The organism is Microbacterium marinilacus (assembly GCF_019753765.1).
Lineage (GTDB): Bacteria > Actinomycetota > Actinomycetes > Actinomycetales > Microbacteriaceae > Microbacterium > Microbacterium marinilacus.
Genome location: NZ_JAIJZW010000014.1, coordinates 13,074 through 29,404, shown reverse-complemented (window position 1 = coordinate 29,404; position 16,331 = coordinate 13,074). Strand labels below are relative to the sequence as shown.

The 16,331-nt window shown below is 68.5% G+C and carries 11 protein-coding genes; 10 read left to right on the top strand and 1 reads right to left on the bottom strand.

Annotation, left to right across the window (positions count from 1 at the left end; all coding sequences use genetic code 11):
* Positions 1–49 precede the first annotated feature (49 nt).
* Both rpoB and K5S26_RS16815 read left to right on the top strand, forming a co-directional pair.
* Complete coding sequence (rpoB, locus tag K5S26_RS16820) at positions 50–3,538, top strand: DNA-directed RNA polymerase subunit beta (protein ID WP_221860344.1); 3,489 nt, start codon at positions 50–52, stop codon at positions 3,536–3,538.
* Between the two features lie 38 nt (positions 3,539–3,576).
* Positions 3,577–7,452 carry a DNA-directed RNA polymerase subunit beta' gene (locus tag K5S26_RS16815; protein ID WP_221860342.1) on the top strand — a complete coding sequence of 1,292 codons (3,876 nt, stop codon included), beginning with the start codon at positions 3,577–3,579 and terminating at the stop codon, positions 7,450–7,452.
* Positions 7,453–7,530: 78 nt separating this feature from the next.
* On the opposite strand, the gene K5S26_RS16810 is transcribed toward K5S26_RS16815, so the two are convergent.
* Positions 7,531–8,103 carry a hypothetical protein gene (locus tag K5S26_RS16810; RefSeq protein ID WP_221860340.1) on the bottom strand — a complete coding sequence of 191 codons (573 nt, stop codon included), beginning with the start codon at positions 8,101–8,103 and terminating at the stop codon, positions 7,531–7,533.
* Positions 8,104–8,251: 148 nt separating this feature from the next.
* Between K5S26_RS16810 and K5S26_RS16805 the strand changes: the two genes are divergently transcribed.
* The 8 genes from K5S26_RS16805 (at position 8,252) to K5S26_RS16770 (ending at position 16,316) form a co-directional block, all read left to right on the top strand.
* Positions 8,252–9,439 carry a DMT family transporter gene (locus K5S26_RS16805; protein ID WP_221860338.1) on the top strand — a complete coding sequence of 396 codons (1,188 nt, stop codon included), beginning with the start codon at positions 8,252–8,254 and terminating at the stop codon, positions 9,437–9,439.
* Positions 9,339–9,932 (top strand): DUF6121 family protein, encoded by a 594-nt coding sequence (locus K5S26_RS16800; RefSeq protein ID WP_504739587.1) that lies wholly within the window; start codon positions 9,339–9,341, stop codon positions 9,930–9,932. The genes K5S26_RS16805 and K5S26_RS16800 overlap by 101 nt, the downstream gene beginning before the upstream one ends.
* Positions 9,933–10,001: 69 nt before the next feature.
* Positions 10,002–10,658: a spermidine/putrescine ABC transporter substrate-binding protein gene (locus tag K5S26_RS16795; RefSeq protein ID WP_221860334.1), complete on the top strand. Its 657-nt coding sequence runs from the start codon at positions 10,002–10,004 to the stop codon at positions 10,656–10,658.
* Positions 10,659–10,966: 308 nt separating this feature from the next.
* Positions 10,967–11,335, top strand: a complete 369-nt coding sequence (gene rpsL / locus K5S26_RS16790) for a 30S ribosomal protein S12 (protein WP_018171438.1) — start codon at positions 10,967–10,969, stop codon at positions 11,333–11,335.
* Positions 11,336–11,340: 5 nt separating this feature from the next.
* The gene (rpsG, locus tag K5S26_RS16785; RefSeq protein WP_221860332.1) at positions 11,341–11,811 is read left to right on the top strand and encodes a 30S ribosomal protein S7; all 471 of its coding nucleotides are present in this window, start codon (positions 11,341–11,343) and stop codon (positions 11,809–11,811) included.
* A 110-nt stretch (positions 11,812–11,921) separates the two neighbouring features.
* On the top strand, positions 11,922–14,036 hold the full coding sequence (gene fusA, locus K5S26_RS16780; protein ID WP_308123043.1) for an elongation factor G: 2,115 nt from the start codon (positions 11,922–11,924) through the stop codon (positions 14,034–14,036).
* 264 nt (positions 14,037–14,300) lie between these two features.
* Positions 14,301–15,491 (top strand): elongation factor Tu, encoded by a 1,191-nt coding sequence (tuf, locus tag K5S26_RS16775; protein ID WP_221860330.1) that lies wholly within the window; start codon positions 14,301–14,303, stop codon positions 15,489–15,491.
* A 189-nt stretch (positions 15,492–15,680) separates the two neighbouring features.
* On the top strand, positions 15,681–16,316 hold the full coding sequence (locus K5S26_RS16770) for a VanZ family protein (protein WP_221860328.1): 636 nt from the start codon (positions 15,681–15,683) through the stop codon (positions 16,314–16,316).
* Positions 16,317–16,331 lie beyond the last annotated feature (15 nt).

Genomic DNA, 16,331 nt, shown 5'->3' with positions numbered 1-16,331 from the left:
GACAAGGAACTCAGCGGCCCCGCCACGGTCGCTCATGGAGGTAATCCCCTTGGCTGTTGCGCGCAACGCATCCACCACCACCAAGAACGGCCGCGGAGCTTCCCGCCTCTCGTTCGCCAAGATCTCCGACACGCTCACGGTCCCCGACCTGCTGGCGCTGCAGACCGAGTCGTTCGACTGGCTCGTCGGCAACGACGCCTGGAAGGCCCGGGTCTCCGAGGCCCAGGCCGCCGGTCGCACGGACGTGCCCGAGCGGAGCGGACTCGAGGAGATCTTCGAGGAGATCTCGCCGATCGAGGACCTGAGCGAGACGATGCAGCTCTCGTTCACGAACCCGTACCTCGAGCCGGAGAAGTACTCGATCGAGGAGTGCAAGGACCGCGGCAAGACGTACGCGGCCCCGCTCTACGTCGAGGCCGAGTTCATGAACCACCAGACGGGCGAGATCAAGACCCAGACGGTGTTCATGGGCGACTTCCCGCTGCAGACCGACAAGGGCACGTTCATCATCAACGGCACCGAGCGTGTCGTGGTGTCGCAGCTCGTGCGCTCGCCCGGCGTCTACTTCGACAAGACCCCCGACAAGACGTCCGACAAGGACATCGTGTCGGCTCGCGTGATCCCGAGCCGCGGCGCGTGGCTCGAGTTCGAGATCGACAAGCGCGACCAGGTCGGCGTCCGCATCGACCGCAAGCGCAAGCAGTCGGTCACGGTGTTCCTCAAGGCCCTCGGCCTGTCGAGCGAGGAGATCCTCGCCGAGTTCGCCGGCATCGAGTCGATCGAGGAGACCCTCGCGAAGGACACGATCCTCACCAAGGAGGACGCGCTCCGCGACATCTACCGCAAGCTGCGTCCGGGCGAGCAGGTCGCCGCCGAGGCCGCGCGCGCGCTGCTCGACAACTTCTACTTCAACCCGAAGCGCTACGACCTGGCCAAGGTGGGTCGCTACAAGATCAACCAGAAGCTCGGCATCGACCGCCCGCTGACCGACTCGGTGCTGACCGTCGACGACATCGTCGCGACGATCAAGTACCTCGTCCGCCTGCACCGCGGCGACGAGACCTTCGAGGGCGTGCGCGGCGGCAAGACCGCCGAGCTGCGCCTGTCGGTCGACGACATCGACAACTTCGGCAACCGTCGCATCCGCGCGGTGGGCGAGCTGATCCAGAACCAGGTCCGCACCGGTCTGTCGCGCATGGAGCGCGTCGTCCGCGAGCGCATGACCACGCAGGACATCGAGGCGATCACGCCGCAGACCCTGATCAACGTGCGTCCCGTCGTGGCCGCGATCAAGGAGTTCTTCGGCACGTCGCAGCTGTCGCAGTTCATGGACCAGAACAACCCGCTGGCGGGCCTGACCCACAAGCGCCGCCTGTCGGCACTGGGCCCCGGCGGTCTGTCGCGTGAGCGCGCCGGCGTCGAGGTCCGCGACGTCCACCCGTCGCACTACGGTCGCATGTGCCCGATCGAGACGCCGGAAGGCCCGAACATCGGCCTGATCGGCTCGCTCGCCTCGTTCGCGCGGATCAACTCGTTCGGCTTCATCGAGACGCCGTACCGCCGCGTCGTCGACGGCAAGGTCTCGAACGAGATCGACTACCTCACCGCCGCGGAGGAGGAGGCGTTCGTCGTCGCCCAGGCCAACGCGCCGCTGAAGTCGGACGGCTCGTTCGCCGAGGACCGCGTCCTCGCGCGTCAGGTCGGCGGCGAGGTCGACCTCGTCCCCGCCGACGAGATCGGCTACATGGACGTCTCGCCGCGCCAGATGGTGTCGGTGGGCACGTCGCTCATCCCGTTCCTCGAGCACGACGACGCGAACCGCGCCCTCATGGGCGCGAACATGCAGCGTCAGGCGGTGCCGCTGCTCCGCGCCCAGTCGCCGTTCGTCGGCACGGGCATGGAGAACTACGCGGCCATCGACGCGGGCGACACGATCATCGCCGACAAGGCCGGCGTGGTCGCCGAGGTCTCGGCCGACTTCGTGCGCCTGCAGCTCGACGAGGGCGGCACGCGCGAGTACTTCCTGCGCAAGTTCGACCGCTCGAACCAGGGCAACAACTACAACCAGCGCGTGATCGTCGACGCGGGTGACCGCGTCGAGGTCGGCGAGGTCATCGCCGACGGCCCGGCCACGGAGGACGGCGAGCTCGCGCTCGGCAAGAACCTCCTGGTCGCGTTCATGAACTGGGAGGGCTACAACTACGAGGACGCGATCATCCTCAGCCAGAACCTGGTGAAGGACGACACCCTCACCTCGATCCACATCGAGGAGTACGAGGTCGACGCCCGCGACACCAAGCTCGGCAAGGAGGAGATCACCCGTGACCTCCCCAACGTCAGCCCGGAGCTGCTGAAGGACCTCGACGAGCGCGGCATCATCCGCATCGGCGCCGAGGTGCGTCCCGGCGACATCCTCGTCGGCAAGGTCACGCCGAAGGGCGAGACCGAGCTGTCGGCCGAGGAGCGTCTGCTCCGCGCGATCTTCAACGAGAAGAGCCGCGAGGTGCGCGACACGTCCCTGAAGGTGCCTCACGGCGAGCAGGGCACGATCATCGCGGTGAAGGAGTTCAACGCCGAGGAGGGCGACGATGAGCTCGGCTCGGGCGTCAACCGCCGCGTCGTGGTCTACATCGCCCAGAAGCGCAAGATCACCGAGGGCGACAAGCTCGCCGGTCGTCACGGCAACAAGGGCGTCATCTCGAAGATCCTGCCGGTCGAGGACATGCCGTTCCTCGCCGACGGCACGCCGGTCGACATCATCCTGAACCCGCTGGGCGTGCCCGGCCGGATGAACTTCGGCCAGGTGCTCGAGCTGCACCTCGGATGGATCGCCGCTCAGGGCTGGAAGGTCGAGGGGCTGCCGGAGTGGGCCGCGAACCTGCCGAAGGAGGCCCTCGAGGCCGCCCCGGGCACCAAGGTCGCCACCCCGGTGTTCGACGGCGCGCACGAGGCGGAGCTGGCGGGTCTGCTCGACTCGACCCTGCCGAACCGCGACGGCGACCGCCTGATCGACAGCTCGGGCAAGACCCGGCTGTTCGACGGCCGCTCGGGCGAGCCGTACCCGCACCCGATCTCGGTCGGCTACATGTACATCCTGAAGCTGCACCACCTCGTCGACGACAAGATCCACGCGCGTTCGACGGGCCCGTACTCGATGATCACCCAGCAGCCGCTCGGTGGTAAGGCGCAGTTCGGTGGCCAGCGCTTCGGCGAGATGGAGGTGTGGGCGCTCGAGGCCTACGGTGCCGCGTACGCGCTGCAGGAGCTCCTGACCGTCAAGTCGGACGACATCCTCGGCCGCGTGAAGGTGTACGAGGCGATCGTCAAGGGCGAGAACATCCCGGAGCCCGGCATCCCCGAGTCGTTCAAGGTGCTCATGAAGGAGATGCAGTCGCTCTGCCTGAACGTCGAGGTCCTCTCGGCCGACGGCACGGCGGTCAACCTCCGCGACACCGACGACGAGGCCTTCCGCGCAGCGGAGGAGCTCGGCATCAACATCTCGTCGCGCTTCGAGTCCGCCTCGATCGACGAGATCTAAGCCCGGCCGATACAGAGATTTCCAAACAGGAGAATCAATTGCTCGACGCAACAACTTTCGATGAGCTTCGCATCGGCCTGGCCACCGCTGACGACATCCGTCGCTGGTCCTTCGGCGAGGTCAAGAAGCCCGAGACCATCAACTACCGCACCCTGAAGCCGGAGAAGGACGGTCTGTTCGGTGAGCAGATCTTCGGACCCTCCCGCGACTGGGAGTGCGCCTGCGGCAAGTACAAGCGCGTGCGCTTCAAGGGCATCGTCTGCGAGCGCTGCGGTGTCGAGGTCACCAAGAGCTCGGTCCGTCGCGAGCGCATGGGCCACATCGAGCTCGCGGCGCCCGTCACGCACATCTGGTACTTCAAGGGCGTCCCGTCGCGCCTGGGCTACCTGCTCGACATGGCGCCGAAGGACCTCGAGAAGGTCATCTACTTCGCCGCCTACATGGTGATCTCCGTGGACGAGGATGCGCGTCACCGCGACATGCCGACCCACGAGAACAACCTGCGTCTCGAGATCAAGAACATCGGCGACCGCCGCGACTCGCGCATCGCCGCCCGCCTCCAGTCGCTGGAGGAGGAGCTCGCTGCTCTCGAGGCCGAGGACGCCAAGGCCGACCAGAAGAAGAAGGCCAAGGACGCCGCCGAGAAGGAGATGGCGACGATCCGCAAGCGCGCGGACGAGCAGGTCGCCAAGCTCGAGCGCATGTGGGACGAGTTCCGCGGCCTCGAGGTCGGCCAGCTCAAGGCGGAGGACGACGTCTTCCAGGAGCTGCAGGACCGCTTCGGTCAGTACTTCGAGGCCCACATGGGCGCGGAGTCGATCCAGCGTCGCCTGGCCGAGTTCGACCTGGCCGCCGAGGCCGAGTCGCTGCGCCTGCAGATCACCGAGGGCAAGGGTCAGCGCAAGATCCGCGCGATCAAGCGCCTGAAGGTCGTCAGCTCGTTCCTGTCGACGGGCATGTCGCCGGCGTCGATGGTCCTGGACGTCGTCCCGGTCATCCCGCCGGAGCTGCGCCCGATGGTGCAGCTGGACGGCGGTCGCTTCGCGACCTCCGACCTGAACGACCTGTACCGTCGCGTGATCAACCGCAACAACCGCCTGCGTCGCCTCATCGACCTCGGTGCCCCCGAGATCATCGTGAACAACGAGAAGCGCATGCTGCAGGAGGCCGTCGACGCGCTGTTCGACAACGGCCGTCGCGGACGTCCCGTCACCGGCACCGGCAACCGCGCCCTGAAGTCCCTGAGCGACATGCTCAAGGGAAAGCAGGGTCGCTTCCGCCAGAACCTGCTCGGCAAGCGCGTCGACTACTCGGGCCGTTCGGTCATCGTCGTCGGCCCGCAGCTCAAGCTGCACCAGTGCGGTCTGCCCAAGCAGATGGCGCTGGAGCTGTTCAAGCCGTTCGTGATCAAGCGTCTGATCGACCTCGGCCACTCGCAGAACATCAAGGCCGCGAAGCGCTCGGTCGAGCGCACGCGTCCCGAGGTCTGGGACGTGCTCGAGGAGATCATCCGCGAGCGTCCCGTGCTGCTGAACCGCGCGCCCACGCTGCACCGCCTCGGCATCCAGGCGTTCGAGCCGCAGCTCGTGGAGGGCAAGGCCATCCAGCTGCACCCGCTCGTCTGCGCGGCGTTCAACGCCGACTTCGACGGTGACCAGATGGCCGTGCACCTGCCGCTGTCCGTCGAGGCCCAGGCCGAGGCGCGCATCCTGATGCTCGCGTCGAACAACATCCTGAAGCCGTCGGACGGCCGCCCGGTGACCCTGCCCGCGCAGGACATGATCATCGGCCTGCACCACCTGACGACGCTGAAGGACGGCGCCGTGGGCGAGGGCCGCGTGTTCGGCTCGGTGGGCGAGGCGACGCTCGCGAAGGACGAGGGCACCCTCGACCTGCAGGCGAAGATCCGCATCCGCATCCCCGGCCTGACGTTCCTCGAGGGCCAGGCGCCCGAGGACTACGAGCGCCACGGCCTCGTGGACACCTCGCTCGGCCAGGCGATCTTCAACGACCAGATGCCCAAGGGCTACCCGTTCGTGCGGGAGCAGGCCGACAAGGGCAAGCTGTCGCAGATCGTCAACAAGCTGGCGGAGGAGTACCCGAAGACCGAGGTCGCGGCCACGCTGGACCGCGTCAAGGACGCCGGTTACTACTGGGCCACGCGGTCGGGCGTCACGGTCTCGCTGAGCGACGTCATCACGCCGTCGAACAAGGCCGAGATCATCGCCAAGTACGAGAAGCAGGCCGCCAAGGTCACCTCGCAGTACGAGAAGGGCCTCACGACCGACGCCGAGCGTCGTCAGGAGCTCATCAAGATCTGGACCGAGGCGACCGACGAGGTCCAGAAGGAGATGCGCGCCGCGTTCCCCGAGGACAACACCATCAACCGCATGGTGTCGTCGGGTGCGCGAGGCAACTGGCTGCAGATCCGCAACATCGCGGGTATGCGCGGTCTCGTGAACAACCCGAAGGGCGAGATCATCCCCCGCCCGATCATCTCCTCGTACCGCGAGGGGCTGTCGGTGGCGGAGTACTTCATCGCCACGCACGGTGCCCGCAAGGGTCTGGCCGACACGGCCCTCCGTACGGCCGACTCGGGCTACCTCACGCGTCGTCTCGTCGACGTCTCGCAGGATGTCATCATCCGCGAGGAGGACTGCGGCACGTCGAAGGGCCTCGAGTACACGATCGCCTCGTTCGACTCGGCCGGCACGCTGGTCAAGGACGCGAACGTCGAGAACGCGGTGTTCGCCCGCACGCTCGCGGTCGACGTGACGGCGGAGGACGGCACCGTCCTCGCGGCCGCCGGGTCGGACGTGGGCGATGTGCTCATCGACAAGCTGGTCGAGGCGGGTGTCGAGTCGATCAAGGTCCGCTCGGTGCTGACCTGCGACTCGGCGGTCGGCGTCTGCGCGAACTGCTACGGCCGTTCGCTCGCGACCGGCAAGCTCGTGGACATCGGCGAGGCCGTCGGCATCATCGCGGCCCAGTCGATCGGCGAGCCCGGCACGCAGCTGACGATGCGCACGTTCCACACCGGTGGCTCGGCCTCGGCCGACGACATCACGCAGGGTCTTCCCCGCGTGCAGGAGCTGTTCGAGGCCCGCACCCCCAAGGGCGCCTCGCCGATCGCCGAGGCCGCCGGCCGCGTCACGATCGACGAGACCGAGAAGGCCAAGAAGGTCATCATCACGCCCGACAGCGGTGACGAGCCCGTCGTCTACCCGGTGCTGAAGCGCGCGACGCTGCTGGTCGAGGACGGCCAGCACGTCGATGTGGGCCAGCCCCTCCAGGTCGGTACGCTCGACCCGAAGGAGATCATGCGCGTGCAGGGTGCGCGCGAGGTGCAGAAGTACCTCGTGGGCGGCGTGCAGGGTGTGTACCGCTCGCAGGGTGTGCCGATCCACGACAAGCACATCGAGGTCATCGTCCGCCAGATGCTGCGCAAGGTCACCGTGGTCGACCACGGCGAGACCGACCTGCTCCCGGGCGAGATGGTCGACCTGCGTCGCTACCAGGACATCAACCGTTCGGCCGTGACCGAGGGCAAGCGCCCCGCGTCGGGTCGTCCGGAGCTGATGGGAATCACGAAGGCGTCGCTCGCGACGGAGTCGTGGCTGTCGGCCGCCTCGTTCCAGGAGACGACGCGCGTCCTCACCGAGGCGGCGCTGCAGGGCAAGCGCGACCCGCTCGTCGGCCTCAAGGAGAACGTGATCATCGGAAAGCTGATCCCCGCCGGCACGGGCCTTGCGAAGTACCGCAACGTCACGGTCGAGGCGACGGACGAGGCGAAGAGCGAGCGGTACCCCAACCGCATCTTCGCGTCCGACGGCGCGTTCGCGGAGGGCGACTACGGATACGTCGACTTCGACGCGTTCTCGACCGACGACTTCACGCCCGGCACGTATAACTGAGCGTGATCTTGTAGCGAAGGGCCCCGACCTCGGTCGGGGCCCTTCGTCGTCTCCGGGGTCGAGCCGCCGCGCCCGCGATCAGTCGAAGAGCGCGGCGACGATGCTCGCGGTGTAGCCCTCGGGCGCGAGGTTCGAGTAGCGCGTGTCGATCAGCACGTCCTGGCGCCAGAACAGGGTGCGGCCGTCGGTGACGGGGTAGGTCTCGTTCTCCCACGTCTTCTCGCAGCGGGTCCCGCCGTCGGCGTCCCAGCACGAGAAGTCCTCGTCGTCCATGAGCTCGTTGAGGAGCGCCAGCGCGGGGCCGCGGGACATCCGCTCGATCGTGGTGGCGAGGTTGGTCGTGTCGGCGCCCGGGTCGCCCCAGACGCATACGAGCGAGCCGTCGTCCTGGGGGCCGCTCTCGCCGAACGCGGCGTCGTTGAGCGGCACGTCGGAGAGCTGGGCGAGGACGTCGTCCGAGAGGATCTCGCGGCAGTCGGTCGGCAGGTCGACCGGGTCGGCCGTCGGTGTGGCCGACGCGTCGCCCGGCGATGCCGATGGCGTGAAGTGACTCGGGGTCGTGGTGTCCGCGGGCTCCTCGGCGGCGCATCCGGCGAGGCTCACGGCGAGCAGCAGGGCCGCCCCGGCGACGGCGGCGAGTCGAGCGGTCATGCCGGTCACGGTAGCCCGCCCGGCGTCCCGCGTCACGTACACCCGCGGCGCGGCGCGCGTCACGTGCGGCGAGGCTCCCGTCCTGCGGCGGGACGGCGCGGTAGCCTCGGCAGGCAAGGGACAGTTCCGACCGTGAGGAGTGCTTCGGATGAGTGACGCCCAGGGACCGCGCCCCGAGCCTCGAGACGGCGAGCCCGACGAGGTGCGGGGCGACGTCGAGCCCGCTGAGACGACGACCGACGCCGCCTTCGACGCGGCCGCCGACACCCACGAGGAGGACGCCACGGTGGACGACGCCGGCGAGACCCCCGCGACGCGCCGCGAGGCCCGCACCACCACCGGAGCGACGGATGTCGTCATCGTGCCCGAGGACGACGCCGCCGTCGGCAGCGTGTCGGACGGCGCGCGGTCCGAGGTCGCCTCGTCGGAGCGCGCCGCGACCGCGGACGAGCCCGTGATCGTCGACGAGCCGGTGGCCGCACCGGAGCCGGCGACCCCGGTCGAGCCCGCCGACACCCCGGCGGAGCCGGAGGAGCCGGACTACGCGGCGCTGGCGGCCGACCTTGACGCGCTCGAGGCGCGCGGGGCCACGACGCCGGCGACGACGCCCGAGGCGGAGCCGCAGAAGAAGGCCGACCCCTGGTTCGAGCCGGCGGACAAGACCCAGACCTTCACGGCGAGCGACGCGTACGACGCGCCGGCCGCCGCGCCCGCGATCACGGCGAGCGAGCCGGTCGTCCCGGACCAGACCACCCCGGTCGCACCGCCCGCGCAGCTGCCGATCTTCGTGCAGGCCCCCGAGCCGCCGCGCCTGCGCGGCAACCGCGCGGCCGCCGGCGGCATCGGACTGCTCGCCGCCGTGGTGTTCGCGGTGCTGTACTTCGGGGCGACCCTCGGCAGCCGCGCGCTGAACGGCGCGGTGACGGCCGCGAACGTCGGCGAGGTGTCGCTGCAGCTGGCCACGTCGTTCGAGCTGTGGGTGCCGGTCGCGATCTTCTTCCTCGGTTTCTGGCTGCTCGGCGCGCTCGTCAACCGCGCACGCTGGGCCGCCTGGGTGCTGCTCGGCATCTTCGTGGGCATCGTCGCCTATGCCGGCCACATCGCCGGCCAGCTGTTCCAGGCGCCGTTCTGGGTGCTGACGGCGAGCGACGGTCTCCGCGTGGTCGAGGAGAACCTGCTGTCGCCGCTGGCGATCGCCGCCTTCGTGTTCGGGCGGGAGATCACCATCTGGTTCGGTGCCTGGGCGTCGCGCCGCGGCGCGCGCATCACCGAGCAGAACGAAGCCGCTCAGGCCGAGTACGAGCGCACGCTCGAGGCCGGGCCGAAGCTGGCCTGAGGTCGCCGCGAACGCGCAGACGACGCCGGGAGCGCCCGGGAGGTTCCCTCCCGCGGCGCTCCTCGCGTTCGCGACCGTGGGGTATGTGGCCCTGACGATCTTCGGGACGGGCCTGCTGAGCCTCAGCACCGACCGCGACGTGATCGCGACCCCCGGCCTCGGTTCGGTGCCCGGGCCCCTGGCGGCCGGGGTGTCGGCGATCGCGTTCGCCGCGACCCTGTGGCCCGTGCTGCGCGGTCGGCCGCGCTACACCTCGGTGATCGGCGTGGTGCTCGCTGTCGTGCTCGCGCACCTCGTGGCGCTGTGGGTGCTCGCGCTGGTGTTCGGCGCGGACCTCGCCCTCGCGACCGCGGCGGTCGGCGACGTGGCGACCAGCTGGACGGTGGCGGTGTTCGCCGGGTCGGCCGCGGTCGCCGCCTGGGTCGCGGTCGCGGTGCGGCGCACGGCCGCCCATCGACCGCGGTGGCCGTGGGAGCGCGACGAGGACGAGTGACCTCGACTTCTGCGTGAGATTCGGGCGGATGACCGGGGCGCGGGGCGCTCCCACCCCTACGCTGGAGGCGTGGAGCGGTCGCTCGAGACGCAGGTGAGCCAGGCGGTGGACGCCTGGCTGCGCTGGGTGCCGCGCTGGGAGCCCGCGACGCATCGCGGACGGGTGGCGCCGTGCCGGCGCTGCCTGGGCTCGCCGGTGCTGTCCGCGGCGGGGCTCGGATCGGACGTCCCGCACGGCGTGCAGCACGGGCTCTCGACCCGCATCAAGACGATCGTCGACCACGCGGTCGCCGAGTACACCTCCCGCAACCTGCCGATGCTGCAGGCCGAGCTCGACCAGCAGTCCGCACGCAACCGTGCGCGCAGCTACCGACCGGCCGAGGGCCTGGAGCCGGAGTTCGAGGGGCTCCCGCTGGATCCCGACCCGGTGCCGGGCGCGCCCTTCCTCTTCACGCTCTCGGGGCTCGCGAGCGAGGAGGAGTCGCAGGTGCCGAGCCTTCCGCCGCTCTCGGACGAGGCGAAGACGGCCCTGCGGCGGGAGGTCGCCCTCGCGGACGAGTACGCGAACCTCATCGGACGCGAGGTGTGCCGCGTCCTGCTGCACCACCGGCTGCGGATCCACGCGGCGGTGGTCGAGTACGTCGAGCCGCAGATCGAGGCGATGCTGAGCGAGCTGTCGCAGGCGCTGGACGCCCCGTTCGACCCCAACGAGGAGATCGGCTTCTAGGGCGCTGGCGCTGCTTGCACCGGGTCGCGGCCGATCCGGGCACGACACGCCGGGACCGCACGGATGCGCTATGATCGTCGGGTGTGCGTATACGCGCGCCCGCTTGCGTGCGCCGTGGCCGTCACACATCGGGACTGACCTGCGAACAGGTCACCCCCACGGCATACCCACCATCCAAACGTGCGACACATTCTGTCGCCCGGGTGGGTCTACGTGAAACCCGCATCGTCATGCCGAGCAACACAGGCCCGGCGGAGCGGGGGATTCCACCGCTGTCACCGTGCAGCACAACAAGGAGAAAGCAACCAGTGCCTACTATTCAGCAGCTGGTTCGCAAGGGCCGCTCGCCTAAGGTCTCGAAGACCAAGGCGCCCGCGCTCAAGGCGAACCCGCAGCAGGCGGGTGTCTGCACCCGCGTGTACACGACCACGCCCAAGAAGCCGAACTCGGCGATGCGCAAGGTCGCCCGTGTGAAGCTCCGCAACGGCACCGAGGTCACCGCCTACATCCCCGGCGAGGGCCACAACCTGCAGGAGCACTCGCTCGTGCTGGTCCGCGGTGGTCGTGTGAAGGACCTCCCCGGTGTCCGCTACAAGATCGTCCGCGGTGCGCTCGACACCCAGGCAGTCAAGAACCGTAAGCAGGCTCGCAGCCGCTACGGCGCGAAGAAGGGCTGAGTCACATGCCTCGTAAGGGACCCGCCCCCAAGCGTCCGGTCGTCAACGACCCGGTCTACGGCGCGCCGATCGTCACGCAGCTCGTGAACAAGATCCTCGTCGACGGCAAGAAGTCGATCGCCGAGAGCATCGTCTACAACGCCCTCCAGGGCGTCGAGGCGAAGAACGGCCAGGATGCCGTCGCCACGCTCAAGAAGGCGCTCGACAACGTGCGTCCGACCCTCGAGGTCCGCAGCCGCCGCGTCGGCGGCTCGACCTACCAGGTGCCGGTCGAGGTCAAGCCGCACCGCGCGAACACCCTCGCGCTGCGCTGGCTGGTGTCGTACGCCAAGGGCCGTCGTGAGAAGACGATGACCGAGCGTCTGATGAACGAGATCCTCGACGCCTCGAACGGCCTCGGCGCCGCTGTGAAGCGTCGCGAGGACACGCACAAGATGGCCGAGTCGAACAAGGCCTTCGCGCACTACCGCTGGTAACCAGCGCCCCGCATCCGCTCGACGGATGCGACAGCCGGGCCCGGTCGACGGGATCCGTCCTCCGGGCCCGGCGCCCACGCTCTCCGCACACCTCACGTTAGGAACCGCAAGTGGCACAGGAAGTGCTCACCGACCTCAAGAAGGTCCGCAACATCGGCATCATGGCGCACATCGATGCCGGTAAGACCACGACGACCGAGCGCATCCTGTTCTACACGGGTGTCAACCACAAGATCGGCGAGACGCACGACGGCGGCGCGACGACCGACTGGATGGAGCAGGAGCAGGAGCGTGGCATCACGATCACGTCCGCTGCTGTGACGTGCTTCTGGGACAACAACCAGATCAACATCATCGACACGCCCGGTCACGTCGACTTCACCGTCGAGGTGGAGCGCTCGCTCCGCGTGCTCGACGGCGCCGTCGCGGTTTTCGACGGCAAGGAGGGCGTGGAGCCCCAGTCGGAGACCGTGTGGCGCCAGGCCGACAAGTACAACGTCCCGCGCATCTGCTTCGTCAACAAGATGGACAAGCTCGGCGCGGACTTCTACTTCACGGTCGACACCATCGTGAACCGCCTCAAGGCCAAGCCGCTCGTGATCCAGCTGCCGATCGGCGCGGAGAGCGACTTCGTGGGCGTCGTCGACCTGGTCGAGATGCGCGCGCTGGTCTGGCCCGGCGACGCCAAGGGCGACGTGACCATGGGCGCCAAGTACGAGATCACCGAGATCCCGGCCGACCTGGCCGACCGCGCCGCGGAGTACCGCGAGAAGCTGCTCGAGACCGTCGCGGAGACGGACGACGCGCTGCTCGAGAAGTACTTCGCGGGCGAGGAGCTGACGGTCGCCGAGATCAAGGCCGGCATCCGCAAGCTCACCATCGCCAGCGAGGTCTACCCCGTGCTCTGCGGCTCGGCGTTCAAGAACCGCGGCGTGCAGCCGATGCTGGACGCGGTGGTCGACTACCTGCCGGCCCCGCTCGACGTGCCGGCCATCGAGGCGCACGACCCGAAGAACGAAGAGACGGTCATCCTGCGTCACGCCGACCGCGACGAGCCCTTCACGGCGCTCGCGTTCAAGGTCGTCACGCACCCCTTCTTCGGTCGTCTGACGTACATCCGCGTCTACTCGGGCCACCTGAACTCGGGCGAGCAGGTCATCAACTCGACCAAGGGCAAGAAGGAGCGCATCGGGAAGATCTTCCAGATGCACGCCAACAAGGAGAACCCGGTCGACTCGGTCACCGCCGGTCACATCTACGCGGTCATCGGCCTCAAGGACACGACGACGGGCGACACGCTCTCGGATGCGGCCAACCAGGTCGTGCTCGAGTCGATGACCTTCCCCGAGCCGGTCATCGAGGTCGCCATCGAGCCCAAGACGAAGGCCGACCAGGAGAAGCTGGGTCTCGCGATCCAGAAGCTCGCCGAAGAGGACCCGACGTTCCGCGTCGAGAACAACGCCGAGACGGGCCAGACGGTCATCAAGGGCATGGGCGAGCTGCACCTCGACATCCTCGTGGACCGCATGAAGCGCGAGTTCCGCGTCGAGGCGAACGTCGGCAAGCCGCAGGTGGCGTACCGCGAGACGATCCGCAAGACCGTCGAGCGTCACGACTACACGCACAAGAAGCAGACCGGTGGCTCGGGTCAGTTCGCGAAGATCCAGTTCGCGATCGAGCCCCTCGAGGTCACGGCCGACAAGACGTACGAGTTCGAGAACAAGGTCACCGGTGGCCGCATCCCGCGCGAGTACATCGAGCCGACGAACCAGGGCTTCCAGGACGCGATGAACGTGGGTGTCGTCGCGGGCTACCCGATGGTCGGCGTCAAGGCGATCCTGCTCGACGGTGCGTCGCACGACGTCGACTCGTCGGAGATGGCGTTCAAGATCGCCGGCTCGATGGGCTTCAAGGAGGCCATCCGCAAGGCGAACCCCGTCATCCTCGAGCCGCTCATGGCGGTCGAGGTCCGTACTCCCGAGGAGTACATGGGCGACGTCATCGGCGACCTGAACTCGCGTCGTGGCCAGATGCAGTCGATGGAGGACGCCCAGGGCGTGAAGGTCATCAAGGCCCTCGTCCCGCTCTCCAGCATGTTCGGCTACATCGGCGACCTGCGTTCGAAGACCTCGGGCCGCGCTGTCTACTCCATGGAGTTCGACAGCTACGCCGAGGTCCCGAAGGCCGTCGCCGAGGAGATCACCCAGAAGGGCAAGGGCGAGTAATCGCCCTGCTCTGACGGGATCCGGGTGGGGCCGCTCGAGCGGCCCCACCCGCTCCCACGACCGAGGGCTCGCGCGAGCGGTCCCTCCCGTCAGACCCCCGGGGCCGTGCGCGGACCTCGGACGGCAAACGGCGGGTGCCGCCCGGCGGCACCCGGGAACTAACTTCACACAGACTCTCTCTACTAGACTGAGAACCATCCCCGGACAGAACCGGTCGCAATCCAGCGCCCGGAGATGATCCATGACCGTCCTGAGGAGGACCCAGTGGCTAAGGCCAAGTTCGAGCGCACCAAGCCGCACGTGAACATCGGAACGATCGGTCACGTGGACCACGGCAAGACGACGCTCACCGCGGCGATCTCGAAGGTGCTCGCCGACAAGTACCCGTCCGACACCAACGTGCAGCGTGACTTCTCGTCGATCGACTCGGCTCCCGAGGAGCGCCAGCGCGGCATCACGATCAACATCTCGCACGTCGAGTACGAGACGCCGAAGCGCCACTACGCTCACGTCGACGCCCCGGGTCACGCCGACTACATCAAGAACATGATCACGGGTGCCGCGCAGATGGACGGCGCGATCCTCGTGGTCGCGGCGACCGACGGCCCGATGGCCCAGACGCGCGAGCACGTGCTGCTCGCCAAGCAGGTCGGCGTCCCCTACCTGCTGGTCGCGCTGAACAAGGCCGACATGGTCGACGACGAGGAGATCCTGGAGCTCGTCGAGCTCGAGGTCTCCGAGCTCCTCGCCTCGCAGGGCTTCGCCGAGGACGCTCCTGTCGTGCGCGTCTCGGGCCTGAAGGCGCTCGAGGGCGACGAGAAGTGGACGCAGTCCATCCTCGACCTGATGGACGCCGTCGACGAGAGCATCCCCGACCCGGTGCGTGACAAGGACAAGCCGTTCCTCATGCCCATCGAGGACGTCTTCACGATCACCGGTCGTGGCACCGTCGTGACGGGTCGCGCCGAGCGCGGCACGCTCGCGATCAACTCCGAGGTCGAGATCGTCGGCATCCGCGCCACGCAGAAGACGACCGTCACGGGCATCGAGATGTTCCACAAGCAGCTCGATGAGGCCTGGGCCGGCGAGAACTGTGGTCTGCTGCTCCGCGGTCTCAAGCGCGAGGACGTCGAGCGCGGCCAGGTCGTCGTGAAGCCGGGTTCGGTCACGCCGCACACCGACTTCGAGGGCACGGCGTACATCCTGTCGAAGGACGAGGGTGGCCGTCACAACCCCTTCTACACGAACTACCGCCCGCAGTTCTACTTCCGCACCACGGACGTCACCGGCGTCATCTCGCTGCCCGAGGGCACCGAGATGGTTATGCCCGGCGACACCACGGACATGTCGGTGGCGCTGATCCAGCCCATCGCCATGGAGGAGGGCCTCGGCTTCGCGATCCGTGAGGGTGGCCGCACCGTCGGCGCCGGCACGGTGACGAAGATCGTCAAGTAATCAGCTGATTGCTCGGAGAGGGTCGGGACGAGAGTCCCGGCCCTCTCTTCTGCGTATGCGGCGGGCCGACGCGTGGCGGTCTGCGCGCGTCGACGTCCGCTCGGCGAGTTCTCTCGGGATCTGGCCGTAGCATTCGATGACTCGCCCGCCGTCGTGCGAGAGGCCGACCGCGACGATCGGAGGAGCACGATGAGCGACATCACCCTGGGCCCGCCCCCGCCCCGCAGTCATGCGCGGCTGTGGATCGCGACGCTGCTGCTGGCCGTCTACACCGCGTTCGTGCTGCTCGTGACGATGTGGCCGAACCCGAGCCAGCTGGATTTCGGGGGCATCGCGGATCGGGTGCTGCGGGTGCTGCACCGCTTCGGCGTGCCGGAGCGCTTCGACTTCTCGGCACTGGAGTTCACGGCGAACATCGGCATGTTCGTGCCGCTGGGGTTCCTGCTCGGCCTGGCGCTGCCACGTCGCGGCTGGTGGGTCGCGGCGATCCTGCTGCCGGGCTTCGCCGGTTTCATCGAGGTCACCCAGGGGCTGGCGCTCGAGAGCCGGTTCTCGACGCTGTCCGACGTCGCCGCCAACACCATCGGCGGATATCTGGGACTGCTGCTCGCGATGACGATGCGCGCGCTGATCTACAAGCGCGATCAGACGGTGATCGAGCGGGAGATCTGGGAGCGCAACGCGGCGTACGTGCGGGCGCGGGAGGAGCTGCGCCGGCGGCACGAGCCGGAGCCGCCCGACCTGGCGACGCAGATCCTCGAGCCGGGGTTCTGGACCGGCCCCCGTGGCGAGGCGCCGACCCTCAAGCTCCCGATGACGCGCTAGCCGACGCGGGCGCCG